The 15,856-nt window shown below is 46.7% G+C and carries 18 protein-coding genes and 1 pseudogene; 8 read left to right on the top strand and 11 right to left on the bottom strand.

Annotation, left to right across the window (positions count from 1 at the left end):
* Positions 1-72: 72 nt before the first annotated feature.
* The gene (locus tag ACEPPP_RS15180) at positions 73-387 is read right to left on the bottom strand and encodes a hypothetical protein (RefSeq protein ID WP_374088068.1); all 315 of its coding nucleotides are present in this window, start codon (positions 385-387) and stop codon (positions 73-75) included.
* Positions 388-607: 220 nt separating this feature from the next.
* Here ACEPPP_RS15180 and ACEPPP_RS15175 point away from each other — a divergent pair.
* Positions 608-1,631 (top strand): annotated as a pseudogene (locus ACEPPP_RS15175) (IS5 family transposase).
* A 201-nt stretch (positions 1,632-1,832) separates the two neighbouring features.
* Here the strand turns inward: ACEPPP_RS15175 and ACEPPP_RS15170 are convergent.
* The 6 genes from ACEPPP_RS15170 to ACEPPP_RS15145 form a co-directional block, all read right to left on the bottom strand.
* Positions 1,833-2,363 (bottom strand): hypothetical protein, encoded by a 531-nt coding sequence (locus ACEPPP_RS15170; protein ID WP_374088066.1) that lies wholly within the window; start codon positions 2,361-2,363, stop codon positions 1,833-1,835.
* A gap of 7 nt (positions 2,364-2,370) precedes the next feature.
* On the bottom strand, positions 2,371-2,871 hold the full coding sequence (locus tag ACEPPP_RS15165; protein ID WP_374088064.1) for a hypothetical protein: 501 nt from the start codon (positions 2,869-2,871) through the stop codon (positions 2,371-2,373).
* 861 nt (positions 2,872-3,732) lie between these two features.
* The gene (locus tag ACEPPP_RS15160) at positions 3,733-3,978 is read right to left on the bottom strand and encodes a hypothetical protein (protein ID WP_374088063.1); all 246 of its coding nucleotides are present in this window, start codon (positions 3,976-3,978) and stop codon (positions 3,733-3,735) included.
* A gap of 17 nt (positions 3,979-3,995) precedes the next feature.
* Positions 3,996-4,145: a hypothetical protein gene (locus ACEPPP_RS15155; protein WP_374090936.1), complete on the bottom strand. Its 150-nt coding sequence runs from the start codon at positions 4,143-4,145 to the stop codon at positions 3,996-3,998.
* 360 nt (positions 4,146-4,505) lie between these two features.
* Positions 4,506-4,940 carry a transposase gene (locus tag ACEPPP_RS15150; protein ID WP_374088061.1) on the bottom strand — a complete coding sequence of 145 codons (435 nt, stop codon included), beginning with the start codon at positions 4,938-4,940 and terminating at the stop codon, positions 4,506-4,508.
* A 2-nt stretch (positions 4,941-4,942) separates the two neighbouring features.
* Complete coding sequence (locus ACEPPP_RS15145) at positions 4,943-5,761, bottom strand: transposase (RefSeq protein WP_374088059.1); 819 nt, start codon at positions 5,759-5,761, stop codon at positions 4,943-4,945.
* A gap of 1,837 nt (positions 5,762-7,598) precedes the next feature.
* Between ACEPPP_RS15145 and ACEPPP_RS15140 the strand changes: the two genes are divergently transcribed.
* The 6 genes from ACEPPP_RS15140 to ACEPPP_RS15115 all read left to right on the top strand — a co-directional run bounded on the left by ACEPPP_RS15140 (position 7,599) and on the right by ACEPPP_RS15115 (position 11,757).
* Complete coding sequence (locus tag ACEPPP_RS15140) at positions 7,599-8,330, top strand: metallophosphatase domain-containing protein (protein WP_374088057.1); 732 nt, start codon at positions 7,599-7,601, stop codon at positions 8,328-8,330.
* The gene (locus tag ACEPPP_RS15135; protein ID WP_374088055.1) at positions 8,327-9,007 is read left to right on the top strand and encodes a hypothetical protein; all 681 of its coding nucleotides are present in this window, start codon (positions 8,327-8,329) and stop codon (positions 9,005-9,007) included. Before ACEPPP_RS15140 ends, ACEPPP_RS15135 begins: the two co-directional genes overlap by 4 nt.
* A 52-nt stretch (positions 9,008-9,059) precedes the next feature.
* A complete protein-coding gene (locus ACEPPP_RS15130; protein ID WP_374088054.1) occupies positions 9,060-9,524 on the top strand; it encodes a hypothetical protein in 465 nt (154 codons plus the stop codon).
* Between the two features lie 47 nt (positions 9,525-9,571).
* Positions 9,572-10,096, top strand: a complete 525-nt coding sequence (locus ACEPPP_RS15125; protein ID WP_374088053.1) for a helix-turn-helix domain-containing protein — start codon at positions 9,572-9,574, stop codon at positions 10,094-10,096.
* Positions 10,035-10,796: a transposase gene (locus tag ACEPPP_RS15120; RefSeq protein ID WP_374088051.1), complete on the top strand. Its 762-nt coding sequence runs from the start codon at positions 10,035-10,037 to the stop codon at positions 10,794-10,796. The genes ACEPPP_RS15125 and ACEPPP_RS15120 overlap by 62 nt, the downstream gene beginning before the upstream one ends.
* Positions 10,797-11,106: 310 nt before the next feature.
* Positions 11,107-11,757, top strand: coding sequence for a hypothetical protein (locus ACEPPP_RS15115; RefSeq protein ID WP_374088049.1), 651 nt, complete (start codon positions 11,107-11,109; stop codon positions 11,755-11,757).
* On the opposite strand, the gene ACEPPP_RS15110 is transcribed toward ACEPPP_RS15115, so the two are convergent.
* Positions 11,724-12,005, bottom strand: a complete 282-nt coding sequence (locus ACEPPP_RS15110; RefSeq protein ID WP_374088043.1) for a WGR domain-containing protein — start codon at positions 12,003-12,005, stop codon at positions 11,724-11,726. The genes ACEPPP_RS15115 and ACEPPP_RS15110 overlap by 34 nt on opposite strands.
* A gap of 1,119 nt (positions 12,006-13,124) precedes the next feature.
* Here ACEPPP_RS15110 and ACEPPP_RS15105 point away from each other — a divergent pair.
* Positions 13,125-13,682, top strand: a complete 558-nt coding sequence (locus ACEPPP_RS15105) for a recombinase family protein (RefSeq protein ID WP_374088041.1) — start codon at positions 13,125-13,127, stop codon at positions 13,680-13,682.
* 543 nt (positions 13,683-14,225) lie between these two features.
* Here ACEPPP_RS15105 and ACEPPP_RS15100 read toward each other — a convergent pair.
* From ACEPPP_RS15100 to ACEPPP_RS15090, 3 genes are all read right to left on the bottom strand, one after another.
* Positions 14,226-14,861: a DUF4304 domain-containing protein gene (locus tag ACEPPP_RS15100; RefSeq protein ID WP_374088039.1), complete on the bottom strand. Its 636-nt coding sequence runs from the start codon at positions 14,859-14,861 to the stop codon at positions 14,226-14,228.
* 77 nt (positions 14,862-14,938) lie between these two features.
* Entirely contained in the window at positions 14,939-15,229 is a 291-nt protein-coding gene (locus ACEPPP_RS15095) for a hypothetical protein (protein WP_374088038.1), read from the bottom strand.
* Positions 15,230-15,334: 105 nt separating this feature from the next.
* Positions 15,335-15,772 carry a hypothetical protein gene (locus tag ACEPPP_RS15090; protein ID WP_374088036.1) on the bottom strand — a complete coding sequence of 146 codons (438 nt, stop codon included), beginning with the start codon at positions 15,770-15,772 and terminating at the stop codon, positions 15,335-15,337.
* Between the last annotated feature and the right edge of the window lie 84 nt (positions 15,773-15,856).

The following is a 15,856-nucleotide window of genomic DNA, read 5'->3' as shown; positions in this document are numbered from 1 at the left end:
ACAATGGCGCTTGGAACTGTCGTCAATGAGCTAGTGCCCCCTAAGCCTGCCTGATCCAGTATCCTCCAAACCTTATACGATTGCTACAACCTCTCCTTCTCCAATCTTTCTGCTTTCCCAAAGATCAAATTTTACCCCTTTCTTAATATGAGAAAAAACATCATCTGGTGATAAGAAAGCAATTTGAATTTCTTGTACTATATCTCCAGGATGAATTTCTCTTCCATATTGTTTGACTAGAATTCGACAGTCATATCCATGTTCTGCCAATTCAGGAATATTTTTAAAAAAAACCGGACAACTAAAATCTCTAAGATGAACAATGGGCAAACTTCTCCCCCCTTGAGCGGTAGATAATAACGACAATTTCACTATAGCAGTTTTCATCTTTAAACCTATGAAATAGGTGAATAATTTAAAATCTCTGGCTTTAGTCCAAAAAGAAATTCGTTGGGAAGTTGATATGCTTTAATTCCTTTTTCAATCGTCGCAGAAATACCTGGAGTTTCAAGAACACTTTGGGGCACCTGGGTTTTAACAATTGGGAACCTCGAAAAACCGAGCATCATGAGATAATAATCGCATAATTCACCGCCTTGAAAATCTCATGATCAAAGAAAGTCTATTTGCTGCGGAAGAACGTGAAACCGAGCTGGATAAGCTGGGTGATGTGCTACAAATTCTGGAAAAGCATGTCGATTTTGCCGCCTTAGCCGCTGCGATTGATGCAGCAGCACCCCGACCCAGTCGAGAACGCGGCGGCCGTCCGCCGTTCCCGACCGAGATCATGGTCAGGACACTGTAATTGCAGCAACTGTATAACCTCAGTGATGAACAACTGGAATTTCAATTGCTGGATCGCTTGAGTTTCCAGCGCTTTGCGGGGCTACGGCACAGCAGCCAAATCCCTGATCGCACCACGTTCTGGACGTTCCGTGAGCGGCTCATGGCGGCGGGCGCCAGTGAAACGATCTTTGAAGCCGCGAATCGGGAATTGGACAAACACGGTTATCTCGCTCGTGGCGGTCAAATGATTGATGCCAGCACCCAAGCAGCATCTGCCTAAAGACGAGAAAGCCCTGCTCAAAGAGCAGGCTATGCCTATCGACTGGTCACCTGCCAAGCGTCGGCAAAAAGACATGGATGCCACCTGGACGAAAAAGCATGGCAAATCCTACTTTGGCTATAAGGTATCGGCCAACGCCGATAAGTATTACAAGCTAATTCGCAAGATCAAAGTCAGCACGGCCAGTGAACACGATACCCTGCATTTAGAAGACGTCTTAGACCCCAGCAATACCCGCCAAGACCTGTATGCAGATAAAGGCTATGTGGACAAAGAGCGCGAAACACGACTCAAGGCCACGGGTTTACGGGTTCATATCCAACGTAAAGCCGCCAAAGGCAAACCGCTGTCAGACTGCCAAAAGGGGCGCAATACCCGAATCGCCAAAACACGCGCCAGAGTTGAGCATGTGTTTGCCAGCCTGGAACAGATGGGCGATAAAGGCTTGCGTTGTATCGGACTGGATCGGGCCACTCTACAATTGAATTTCAAGATGGCTACCTATAATTTGCGCCGTCTTTGCAGTTTAAAGACCTGTGGCATTAAACCCGCTTTTGCCTGTTGACAGGCAAAGTGCGCCTGAAATCGTCAAAAATGGCAATTTCAGGATAAGAAACAACCCATGGCAGGGCAAGCATGCGCCTCCAGATCGGATTTCTGTGGTGGCATTGAACTGGAATCCCCTTTTTTGGCAATTTTGCCAGTATTTCGAGGCTCCCAACTGTAGGAGTAGTTTTTCAAACATCAAGAAACCTCCCTTGTCCCGCTAAATCTTCACATTTGAGGTAATTTTATTGTTGATATGTGAACGGAGATCTATTACTAAAAATGCGCACTGCATATATAACTTCAATATTTTGACATCTTGGTTACTTTCCCCACCTAAGTCAATATCCTCTTGTCTCGCTTTAATAAAGAGCTCTTCAGCCGCGCTTGCTAACTGCCTAACAACCTCATCATCTTTATAAATATTCCCTTCATTATCCAAGTACTCTTTAGATTTATAATACATCAATTTTGTAATATCAAGTACGCTTCGCAACAAGTGCCCTTCCATTTTTTTCAAATGATCGTTCTCTACCGGGGTAGATATATATCTGAATAAATGATCTAAAGCGTTTCTGTATTCGTTCCATACTTGAATTGGAATTTCCGCATACAGCACTTCATACATAGACACAAAAAAGCGCGCTATGAAATACAAATAGGTTGAATGCTGTAATCTTTTAGGAGCGTTTTTTGAGCACTTAATTGCTGAGCGCTCAAGCTCATCAAATGTTTTAAATAAATAATCCATATCTTAATTAATCAGTTAGATATTTGTGTGCACTTTTGGCTTTATGTAAGATCACGCTCCCTTGAGCAGGCACAGCAATATGGCCGCCAATTTTCATCTCTTCTAAAGGTTTTATCTTTAGATCACTTTCAATTTGGCTAATATTAGCTTCCCAAAACTTAGAAGCAGAACTCTCATTAAATTTTTCATAATCAAAAGAAAATAATTGTTTTATTATTTTATTGTGATACTTATTTAAAACTAATGAATTAAATTGTTGTTCAGATTTATTAAACAAACGCCTATCTTTATAGGACTTGATGCCCTCATAAATTATATCAAGTGGCTTAATACGATCAATAAAGTAAAAAACAAATGGTGATACTAAAGCAATAAAACCACTTATAAAGTAAACATATTGCTTTGAAATACCAAGAATTCCGCCCACAATCACCACAAATGCAATAACTATTACATTTGTAGCAATGCTACTTTTTTTCTCTAATGTTTTCTGATAATCAAAATTCATATCGTATTACCTCCTATAAATGCGGCTTTTAACTTTTCCAAGAAAAGTAAAAGATAGACGACTAATACCTATAAAATACATCAATGAAATTATTAAAATAGTGCCCTGAGTTCTCAAGTTTTTTACAATTTCATCGTCTATCAAATATGTCGAGACAAAAGAAAACGCACCAATAACCAACGAAAAGTAAACAGCCTCTTTTATTGTATGAGAGATCATTTCCAAGTACTCCGGGCCATCACTAAATGATGATTTAGACACTGACCAATATATAACATTCGCGCAAAATATAATAAAAAATAATATCGAAAATAAAATATTAGCGATGTGATGAATATAGTTGTACTCGCTTAAAAAAGAAGTAGGCAACGATAGCTGATTAACAATTGAATGCATCCACTTCCCAATATATAAATAATACACAATCATTAAAAAAATATCCCTTAGAATAATTTGCAATAAAAAAATCATTTTTTACAGAAAAGATATGTATTTGGAGGCAAATCAGCCATTATATATCAAAAAAATATTGTGCAATAAATAAATTAACGCCACGAGTCTATCTTAATTTTATGCGCATGATTTTAATTGATTAATTTTTTGTTCTTGGTGATTTTTCACGAGAAAATTGACAAAAACCACCAAATAAAAACTATAAGCCATTGTTAACAAAAAGCATTAAAAGTCAGACTTAAAGCAGTACTTTAACAGCTTGGCATAACTCATCTAAATCACAATAAAATTCCACTACTCTATATAGAGTGATCTTGAAAATTAAGCCACCATATATAGATTAAAGATTAAAAAATGAAAGTTGGGTATCACGCTGAGCTCTTCGTTCACCCACATAAAGGCATCTCGTTATACACAATTCTGAATTTCTTGCAACGCGCGAATCCCCATAGCAGAGTCCATCACGCGCTGAAGGCCGATCCAAAGTGTTTTTGCGCCGGGTTCGCCATCGCCTCTTGGCGTCCTGGGAAACCGCCGAAACCGGCGATGATCCGCACGACTTCTTTCAGTGTCGGCGGCTTTGCCGGCAACGGCTTGCGAGAATGCTCCAGGCTGCCGCCATTCTTCGCGTTCGACCGCCGTGTCGCAATCCATTGCCGGGCAACTCCGTCCTACCGTCCTAAACGCATCATCGACTGGCCATTAAAATCAGTTACATGATATCTGACAGGCACAATACCACCGTATGCGTTTGGCTGCCGATCAATGTGCAATCGATAGGCGGCCAATGTCTCGCTCCAACCCCCACACGCCGCCGGGATACTCGCGTTCAGCTTTTCGGCAAAGCTCTCCAGCAGTTTGACCGAGCTTTTGTGTTCACTCGCCCTCTCCCAAATTGATTACTGGCAACGCCTGCTTTGCCCAGCCCATGCACCTTACCCATCCTTGGCTTGTAAAAAACCATGAGATTACAGGATGTGGCAAGTTGTGTAACGAAATGAATAAAGGAGCCTCTAACCCCCCCCCTTCAAGTGGAGCAAAATTAGCACAAATTTACCAGAATTTCAGGGATATTTCCCTGTTTTTATGGTTTTTGGAAGGGCATACTGTATCTCCAAATCAAGGTTATCCTTCATTATCATACTAATGAGATACTCGTAATCGTTTAGCCCCTATTTCCATCACACCAACACCGGCATAGGCAAACGAGGGGTCGGTTGGTTTTTACGTCGTTCAGCCAGTACCTGAGCAATTGAATCCCATGGATTCAATTGCCTCAAGCGGGCGGTACCAATCACGCTCGCCAGCAATGCGATCACTCGGCTACCTTGTGCCGTACGCGAACCAAAGGTGATTTTCCGCAACAAGACCCAATGCCGCAAACTGCGCTCCGCTAAATTAATGGTCAATGGGTGTGAGGGCGTTTCCACCACGCGCACGATGGCGTCCCAGTCATTGAGAAATTCGCCCGCTAATTTTCGGCAGTCTTCATGCGGGACGGCTTGATGCGTTTCACACAATGCGCGCAATAAAGTCAGCAGATTCTTATTTTGCGCCCGTAGCGCATCGGCCTCCTCTGGCGATTCGCGGAGTCCATGAATGTTGCGCATCAACATGATCAAACTAGCAACAAGGCTTCGCCAAAGGTTTGGCCTTGGATATCCAGGCATTGATGCAAGGCTCTGGCTTTACGCACCGAGTGGGCCCAACATCGCAAGCGCTGGGGAAAGATGCGATAGACACTGAAGCCATCGGTCATCAGAAAGCCGTTGAATACATCCCCTAAGAGTTGTTGCACGACAAGACGATGACGCTTGCCCACTTGATAAACCACCCTCTGCGCGCTGACAAAGACCCATAGCCAAAACAATTGCCCGACTTCTTTCCAGGGCGTTTCATCAATATGCAATAGGTCGCCGGCTTTGAGTTCGGAAATTAATTGACCGTCGACGACAGGCGCTACTGCCCGTCCCGCTTCATGAATGCATTGGTTGATCGTGCCGGTGCTCAAGTCAATCCCCAGCCAATCACGTAAAAAACCTTGAATTTTGTGGCGAGACACACGCAGAGATAAGGCGAGACAGACCAGAAAACTGACCAAGCGCGGACCGCACAGATGCCATTCAGTCAAGGCGACACCCCAGCCGCTTTCATCCACGCAATGCCCCGGCATTGCCTGCGTTTTATAGCCACAGCCGCAGGTCGCCGATAGGTATTCATGCCGGCGGTGTTCGATCTGTAACTTCGAGGCTTCCGCTCTGTCGACTTCGAGTTCCAGCTCATACCGTGCCGTCCATATCCGATAGTCGGTGCCCTCGGCAAAGGGCTGTCCGCAAACGTTGCAGCAAGTCGGGTGATGCGAAACGGTCTGCGTCACCGCCAACGCCAGGTTGCGGCCTGCCCACCCGTCGCCCGGCTTTCTTGGATTGGTCGGCATTACCGGTCGGCGCTGTAGGCTCTCCCGAATCCGGGCGTGGTAACTGTAATTCATCCGCTACCGGCGCTTCTTCTGGAGTTACCTCGCAGGGCTCGCTCGCCTTCCAAGGTTCCCGCGATGAAAGCGGACGCGAACTCGTTTCCGGGGTTTGTTTTAGCCGTTCCCGCGCCTCTTTAAGATCCTTCAACAACTGCTTACTCAATGAGCGCAACTGACCCTCTGGCAAATCATCCAGATAATCCGTATCCATTTGACTAAGATCTCGGTCGCTCAACGTCATGCCCTATAGCTTTTCATTTTTTGGCTTAAATTGCTACTTTTTGGGAGGGGGCTAAACGATTACGGATCAAGAGTCATTACGTTGTGAGATAAAAGCTTGGCAAGATCAACGTAATCACCAGGGTGCTCATGTAGATTTGCATTTTACAACTCAGGACGCAAGGGTGAAATTAAAATCTCTTTATCCTGCAATATAAAATTGGTGGACTACTTGGGCTGGCAGCGCTTTACTGCCCTGCTAAAGATATTTATAAATTGCCAAAGAAAGAAAATAACAAACTAAGCTATTATGAATATAATCAAGTGCTAAACTTACTTAAATCCAGATGACTTTTGAGGTTATTGACTTCGGATTAGAAAAAGATGGGGCGTCCAAAGAAAAACATAAGCTAATCAGGATATAATTAGCCGTTAGACTTTTTTTGTTTAAAAGACGTGAGGTGGTTGTGGCTTTTAGATTTAGACAACGGATTAGATCTACCAAAGGAATTAGGCTGTATTTCGGCAGCAAAGTGATAAGTTTGTCACTGGGAGGCAGGGGGCGGACTATGAGTATCTGGTAAAAAGCTGAGGACTTCGGGCGGTAAAGGCTTGATAGGACGAATGCCTTGTAGTCGAACAGATAAAAACACAAAGCGTTAAGACTTTAATAAAAGCAAATACACCTGTTAGAAAAATATGTCTTCATTAGAATTTTTTAAATATTTCGATTATTACTCGGCTTCAGTTCTTTTGAGATTTGGCGTCACAGCGATAGCAGGTACTGTTATAGCTATGTTGCTGGCCCTTTTCTTTGGCAGAAAATCATTCGTTATACGGCAAGCAATTTTTGGCATGGCCAATTTTGGCAACCTATGCGCTTCTGCTTATTTCGCTTTTCCACACTGAGCAGAGGCTGATAATACGCAGGGCCTGGGACACTGGGCCCATCGTTTGCGATTGATGCACCATAAAGATAAAGAAGCCTTCTTATCTGAGATCGTCGGTCTGGTCTCATCGTCAAGCTTGAAAATATCTCATTGGCGCCGTGACAGGATTTTTTATCGTCAAATCCAAATATTAAACTACCGAAAAGCAAAACTCAGTCCACTAGCGACAGCGGTAGATGCGGCTTCAAGCAGCGCCACGCGCCATCGCTCATCTTACTCGGATAGCGCTTTTTCCGATTTTTTGAGTAGTGTTCATTCCTAGTGATAGCAAAATTTCGATACTCTAAACCGAAAAATCAGAATTTCCAAACAGCCTCTTAGCAAAATTCATTGCGTTTCCTGAAAAAAGGCAAGATAATCCGACTTAAGGGCTTTGATCGCAAGATCCGCTTGACTAACAATTTCAATCATCACTAACCGGGAGGGCATAATGGCTATTGCAAACAGTCGCATTGATCATGCTGATGCCACCCTGCGCCCCTCGATTACCCCGACCACGACTGCCGTCTGATCGTCCCCCCAACTATACAACTGGGGCGTGACCTCAGTGTTGGTATTCTGTTTTTCTGAATTTCGAAAAATCTTTACTACAGTGATGTTCATGCTCCGCTCAACAAGAGAAGAGAGTCATGCACATGCATCGAAAAAACCATCGATTTCGACAGCCTTTAAAACATGAAGCACATCAAATCGCAACCCCCAGTAAGGGCATGCGCATCGTCTGCCTATCCGACACACACTGTCAGACCAACTCTATCGATGTTCCAGACGGCGATGTCCTGATCGTTGCCGGCGATGTTTGCCTGAACGGTCGTATGCATGAATTACAGCAGTTCGATGAATTTCTCGGGCGACTGCCCCACAAGCACAAGCTGTTTGTGGCAGGGAATCACGATATTCCCTTTGATTGTTTCACCACCGAAAAGGCCGCTACGCTACTAAAAAACGCGACCTGTTATCTTGAAAACAGCGGCGTCGAAATCGAAGGAGTAAAGTTGTGGGGCTCGCCTTGGCAGCCCGAGTTTTTCGACTGGGCATTCAATCTGCCTCGCGGGCGACAACTCGCTGAGATGTGGGCGCTGATCCCTGACGACACAGATGTATTAATCACTCATACTCCGCCCTATGGCATTCTGGACCGCGTTGATGGTGATGGTGGCAAGCATGTTGGCTGCGAGGATTTGCGCCGCGCGTTGCAGCGGGTCAAGCCAAAGGTTCATGTTTTCGGTCATGTCCATGAAGACCGGGGCGTGATAACCCAAAACGGCACAACCTTCATCAACGCCTGCATCTGCAACAGGCATTACATGGCTGTCTATGATCCGATTGTGTTCGACCTTCCAAAACGAGAAAAAGCATGAAAGAAGAGCTTAATGAAAAACTGTTCCATGAATTCCCAGCCCTTTTCGAGAGCTGCTATGGAAGCAAGCCCAAAGACCCCTTGTATTATTGGGGGATTCAGTGCGGTGATGGCTGGTACGAGCTGGTTCATAGCGTTTCAGAATTATTGACCCGACATAACCCTGAGATCGAGTCCGAGCAGATAAAAGAGAAATTCGGAGGCCTGCGCTTTTATCATACCCATGGCGACGATTATGCCAGCGGCGTGGTGGAAATGGCCGGCCATATTTCCTTTCAGATATGCGAAGCCTGCGGGGATCCCGGCATAAAAAGGGATCACGACGGTTATATCTCAACCCTATGCGAGAAACACAAGGGCAGGAAATCCAAAGCCATCGGGAAAGACTTGGCGGCGACAACGCCGATTGACGACGACATCGGGAATGGGTGGCTCAGATTGATCGTCGCCCTCAAAAAAATCATCAAATGGGATGTCGAAAAAAACGGGATGCCGCCCGTGGTGGACCTCACAATCAAGAAAGACAACGGGCAATTGCACGTTGAATTTTCCGGGGGAGATCAATCGACAAAAGGCATGGTGGACCTGATAATCCACTATTCCAAAAAAATCGATGAGCACTCGGGGCACATAATAACCGCAACCATTCGAGAAAAATCCAATGAGATTGGATCTTGATAAAAAATTATGCAGCGACTTCCCAGGTCTCTATCGGGACCGCCATGGAGACATGAAGAAAACACTGATGTGCTGGGGGTTTTCCTGCGGGAATGGCTGGTATGAGCTGATCCATTCGATATCTGTCCTGTTGTCTAATCACACCCCAGACATCAGGGCTGTTCAAGTCAAGGAAAAGTATGGCGAGTTACGTTTCTACCTCGATCGCGACGACGACTACACCGATGGCGTCGTCGGCATGGCTGAATATATCTCATCCCATACCTGCTCAGCCTGCGGATCCCCTGGTCAAGAGTACGATCGAGAAGACTGGATTATTACCTCGTGCGAAGAACATAAAGATCAAAATAGCCGGGGCCGGAAGGCTGAACCCACCGGAAATAACTCGCTCTCGCTAACAAATATCCAACCGATAGAAGGCATAGGCCAAGGCTGGATGCGCTTGATCGCCCTTCTAAAAATAAAATCCGATTGGGACATGGAACACAACAGAATGCCGCTAGTACTACAAACCTAAAAAATGAAGGATAATAGCAAGCCCGAAAATCATCCCGCAAGGAAGCGATGCGCCCACTCACTCCGCTTATTTTGACGCAAGCCCAACAATCGACGCTGGAAGCCATTGTTCGAAGTCGGCAACTGCCGCACAGTTTAGTGCAGCGGGCGCGCATCGTCTTAAATGCGGGAGCCGGCCGTCGCAACAAGGCCAGCGCGCAGGGTCTGAACATCAAGGAAGAGACGGTCGGTTTGTGGCGTCGTCGTTGGCTGTCGGCCCAAGAGGCGCTGGCTGCCTGCGAAGATGATCCCGAACGTTTACGCCGGCAGATCGAGACGATTCTGGCGGATGCGGAACGTCCGGGTGCACCACAGACCTTCAGCGCCGAACAGGTCTGCCAACTGCTGGCGTTGGCTTGTGAAACGCCGCCTTCACCCTTGACGCATTGGACGCGCAAAGATTTGGCACGGGAAGCCGTTAAGCAAGGCATTGTCGACCGTATCTCAGCGACCAGTATTGGTCGTTTTTTAAATGCAGGGTCAGCTAAAGCCGCATCGAACGCGCTATTGGCTGAATCCCACCATCGACGATGAAGCCACCTTCCAGGTCAACGTCGAAGCGGTATGCGACCTGTATCGGCAAGCCCCGGCGCTGCATGCGCAAGGCATTCACGTGATCAGCATCGATGAAAAAACCGGCATTCAGGCCCTGGAGCGCATTCACCCCGCACAGCCCATGCAACCCGGACAGCCGGAACGGATCGAGTACGAATACCGGCGCCACGGCACCCAAGCCCTGATTGCCAACTTCGAGGTGGCAACAGGCAAGGTCATTGCGCCCACTGTTCAGGACACACGAACAGAAGCTGACTTTGTCGCCCACGTGCAGCAAACCGTCGCCACAGACCCTCAGGGGCAATGGCTGTTTGTGGCCGATCAGTTGAACACCCATAAATCCGCGACGCTGGTGGAATGGATCGCCAAAGCCTGCGGAATTGACGAGGACTTGGGCGTGAAAGGGGAACGCGGAGTACTACGGGATATGAACTCCCGCGCGGCTTTTTTGCAGGACGAAAGCCATCGCATTCGCTTTGTTTATACGCCCAAGCATTGCTCGTGGCTGAATCAGATCGAGATTTGGTTTGGCATTCTATCCCGTCGCTTGCTCAAACGGGCAAGCTTCACCTCGAGAGCAGATTTGAAAGGACGTATTTTTCAGTTTATCGATTTCTTCAATGAAACCCTCGCTAAGCCTTTTCGCTGGACTTATACCGGAAGGCCTCTGGTGGTTTAAAAATTATTCGGAGAATTTCCGGTGCGTTGTACTAGTGACTTTCCAGGTCGTCAAAGATGAAAATGGGCTGCTGCACGTTGGATTTTCGGGGGGCAATGCTGTAACTCAAGGCATCGTGGACTTGGTAAACCACTATGCGGGAAAGATTGATGAGCACTCGGGGCACTTGCTGACGAACGCGTTGTGCAACAAAATTTAAAACTGTTGCACAACATAACCGCAACCATTCGAGAAAAATCCAATGAGATCAGATCTTGATAAAAAATTATGCAGCGACTTCCCAGGTCTCTATCGGGACCGACATGGGGACATGAAGAAAACGCTGATGTGCTGGGGATTCGAGTGCGGGAATGGCTGGTATGAGCTGATCTATTCAATATCTGCCCTGCTGTCTAATCACAACCCCGACATCAAGGCCGTTCAAGTGAAAGAAAAGTTTGGCGATTTACGTTTCTACCACGATCACCACGACGACTATACCGGGGGCGTGGTCGGCATGGCTGGATACATATCGTCCCATACCTGCGAAACCTGCGGGGCGCCGGGGCAAGAGTACAGCCGAGAGGGCTGGATTATCACCGCCTGCGGGGAACATAAAGATCAAAATAGCCGGGGCCGGAAGGTTGAGCCCACCCCCAATAACTTGCTCTCGCTAATAGATACCCCACCGATAGAAGGCATAGGCCAAGGCTGGATGCGGCTGGTCGCCCTCCTAAAAATAAAATCCGATTGGGGCGTGGAACACAACGGAATGCAGCCTGTGACTTTCCAGTTCACCAGAGATGAAAATGGACTGCTGCACGTTGGATTTTCGGGGGGTAGTGGCGTAACTCAAGGCATGGTGGACCTGGTAAACCACTATGCGGGAAAGATTGATGAGCACTCGGGGCGCATTTTGAGTGAACTGACTATTCGATTTGCGCCCGGCTATACGCCGTTAGCCCCACCGAATGCATCGTGAACCTCATAACCCACCCCGATTCTCTTCGGGGCGGATTCCCGGCGTTTCAGCGCTTTTTGCACATGATTGATTGCCTCATCTTCATTGTTTACTACAGTAACGATGGTTCGCCCTTTGCCGCCAATTCGTCCGTAAGTGGTTTCCACAATCCAGTTGCCAAAGAGGTCTTGTCCGTAGGCGATCGAATAGGCGCGGTGAATGTTGCGGGCCGGATCACGCGCTTCGAGGTAGACAACAGGCTTCAGCATTGGCCGTGCTCCATGGGTGGTTTAAGGTATTATCGTATGAAGCGACTTGACCTTGGCACAGAAAATTTGAAATATCGCAAGGGAGGAAACTTGGTTGTCTCGGATCGGAAGTGTTTTTAAACAAAACCGCTGTCTTGTAAGCGTTTTTACACAAAAACAAGGATTCGTAATTAAATTTAAACAAAAGTAAGTGTTTTTACACAGAATAATGCATGCGTTGCATGCATTTTTATGAGGTAATTCTATAGAGCTATGTCATAAGACAATAGGCCGATTTTGTCGCATAAATCAGCTTATCTCCCAGCTTTCAAGGTCATAAAACACTATTTTCAATCCGGTTTCGGCCTGAAAATTGGCTTTTTATGATGGCTTTCTATGTCAAAAGACAATATATCTATGTCATAAAACAACAATTCATACCATTCATCTTCGGCGTTGGCTAAAGAGCTATGTCATAAGACAATAGGCCGATTTTGTCGCATAAATCGGCTTATCCCCCAGCTTTCAAGGTCATAAAACACTATTTTCAACCCGATTTCGGCCTGAAAATTGGTTTTTTATGATGGCTTTCTATGTCAAAAGACAATATATCTATGTCAAAAGACAACAATTCACACCCTTCATCTTCGGCGTTGGCTAATTTTTGGTCATCTTAACTAAACCGCATATCTTCCAATGCGTTATCTGATATTTTGGCGAGTTGTTAGCAGGGTTATCCACAAATTTTGTGGATACCTTAACTTTGTATTTCTGGCTAAGAAATACGATAAAATCGGATTTCATTACTCAATGACTTGAACTCCTTTGGTAATTATCGTGGAAATTGTTTGTTCGATGAGGTCAGGAATAATCTCTTCAGTTGGGATAAACGATTCTATGCACATTTTTGAGACTCAGTTAACGCCGATTTCGGCTCGTATTCCATTTTAGCGGACCCCCATTAATTGCAAATGAAGTTCGGGATTAGATGGGCTTGCCGGCAATGCGGCAACGAACATCCAACACTGTTCAACAAACGGTTGTTTTCTGAACAATTGCCACAGCCGCCTTTTCTCCCCTACTTTTTACCCCAAAATGTGTTAATATTTATGTCAATTTATCTACGTCCATAAAGTGTCAATGAATCAAAGAATAGGATACGCCGGAGTCTCCACCGACGACCAGCATTTAGACCTTCAGCGGGACGCGCTAAAAAAATCCGGATGCTCGATCATTTATGAAGAAAAAGCCAGTGGGAAGAGTGCCAACCGAGTCGAGCTGGGGAATTGTTTAAAGGCGCTTCGGGCCGGCGATACTCTCGTCGTTTGGCGGCTGGACCGGCTGGGCCGTTCCTTGCAAGATCTGGTCAAAATCGTAACTGATCTTGAGCGGGCTGGAGTCGGGTTTGAAAGTCTCATCGAAAAAATCGAAACTACCAGTGCGACTGGCAAGCTGACGTTTCATGTGTTCGCGGCTCTGTCTGAGTTCGAGCGCAACCTGATTCGTGAACGCACCCAGGCAGGTCTCGCCGCTGCCAGGGCCAGGGGGCGAAGCGGCGGCAGGAAGCCAAAGCTTGATGCCAAGCAGATTAGAGAAATCAAAACCCTATTGAAAGATCCATCGATTGCGGTGTCTACGGTGGCGAAGCGGTACGGGATATCGAGAACGACTCTTTATAAATATGTAGGCGCCGCATGAATGAAGCCTAACTTTTGTGCCGCCACTAGTTATAACGGCTCGCATTTTAAACTGATCGAGCTCGCATTTAACGCTATTTTGGGCTCAAAATAATTGAAAATGAATAACAGCCGAGCTCACATTATCTGCAACTGAGCTTGCATTTATGCTGCACCGGCTCGCAATTCATCTTCGCGGGCTCACATTAATTGCAAATATCAGATGAGCCAAAATCCGTCTCATTAGGGTTTAGGCTTTCAATTTGAAATGCCTCAAATTCTAAAATGGTATCCTATTGATACACGGAAACTGTCTCAATGACGGTGTCTCTGATGGGTATACCTAAATGGGACACTGACAGCAGTCGGCAATAACTTGCCGATTAAAGAGAGAAAATAAACGGCTGGTCACTCTCCTAAAGCTGCCTGTTGTAACGTTCGAGTTTAGGTGCGGCGGCGCTCCTGCCGATGTCGGCAGGAGCGCGTTGTTATGCAGCGTTGAAACTAACGTTCTATGTAAGGCGCTTCTTGCGCCTTGGCGCAAGACGTCCCCTTCACGGAGGGGTTATGCGTCACCATGTTTCAGGAACGTCTGAATTTCGGCTTTGATGAGGATCGCCGAAGAACCCGCACTTTGAAAGGCATGAGCAGCGAATGCGCGAGAGTCATCCAATTGACCTTGAGCTCTGCGCAAGCGTGCCAAGGCAAAGGCCATTCGACATTCTGTTGAGCCGAAGCCAAGAAAGTTGAAGTTGCCTTTTGCAAATTCGGATGGCGTAACTGTATTGAGATCGGCGTCCTTGGCGGTTGCATCGTTCAGCAGATGTCGGCCTACTTGGGTGTATGTTGCTGTCGCGTCTTGAACGGCTGATGCCATGCTCGCATCCGTGGAGTCATGCTGCCACCATCTATCTTCCCGCTCCTGAGACTCTGACATGCGACGCCGAAACTCACAGAGTTCCTCTGTAATCTTCTTTGAGTCTGGCGTGTTGCCGCACACCTGGGGAATTGCCATGGGTTGCACCGCGAGGTTGACGGCGAACTGCCCGCCGTAACGCCAGACCTGGATGTTGACGACGTGAATCCACTGTCCAGCGACGCGGCGAAAGGTCCGTCCAGAGCCTGCGAAGCCATCTGCACGCAAGACCGGGGCGAGGTGCTCGCGTATGGCCGACTCAATACGTGGTGTGCATGTATTCATGACGCGTAACTCCAATATTCAGTGGCTGCCTCGCCGAAGGCGAAGACGTCCACTGCAAGCATTTGTTGGGCGGCAACTCACTCGTAGACCTTCCCGCAGTAGAGGAAGGCCGCAAATTTCCTCCAAGGATTGGCCGACGCTAATCCTTGCTGCGAACCAAAATTGCTGTCCTCCGCCCATGCCGCTGCTGATTCAAGAAACGACTCAATAGAAGTGTTTTCCCAACCCCCGGCGTCTGGGCCATAAGATGAGCCGGGCCTCTTCATTTCGGCTTGAACAGCTGACGCACGATCTTTTGCTAGCGCACGCACAAAGGCCAAGAACGATGCTTGGTCTGTAACTTGCTCAAGCTGCTCATGAAGTTCCATTTGCTTCTGCCTTTGACGCCTAACGCTGGCCATAACCGGACGCAAAAAGCAGAGCGAAGCGATGCTTTTTGCGGTCCGAGTTTATAGCACTGTTAGCTTTCAACCTCAAAATTTCCACCATGGCTTCTTAGCCAAACCTGGTTCTGGCTCAGCATTTCCTCGAAGTTCCTGCCAATTTGATTGACCTTTTGAGTCATAAATTTCACCCTCATCACCTTGGACTTTTGCCCCAAGCGCTGATGCTATTGCATACATTTTGATGAGTATTTCTTCATCGGGGTTTTTAACTGTGATTCTATCTTCAAAGTGATCGAACCATGCCATGTTTCCGTTTTTCTCATGTCCTGAGTAAGCAAGCCATACTGAAAGACTAGGACTTTCTATTCTCAATACGCTGCCGTCAGGTGTGGTGGCTTCGGCAAAACCATCCAACCGCATTTCAGGGTCGGTTGCAACATAGTTTTTCCATTCTTCAATGGTTATTTCTGGGCCGTCTTCCTCGGACCACTCGTCCTTTCGAGTTATATGAACTTCGTAACCCATGGGAATTCTCCTTGAAAGCTAACGTTAAGTAGACACCTATTTAGGTGTATATTAATTTACGATTATCGGTGTACAATGCCACTC

The sequence above is a fragment of the Methylomicrobium lacus genome (assembly GCF_041897535.1).
GTDB lineage: Bacteria > Pseudomonadota > Gammaproteobacteria > Methylococcales > Methylomonadaceae > Methylomicrobium > Methylomicrobium lacus_A.
Note: the sequence above shows the minus strand (reverse complement) of the source record. Positions and strands in the feature narration are given on the sequence as shown.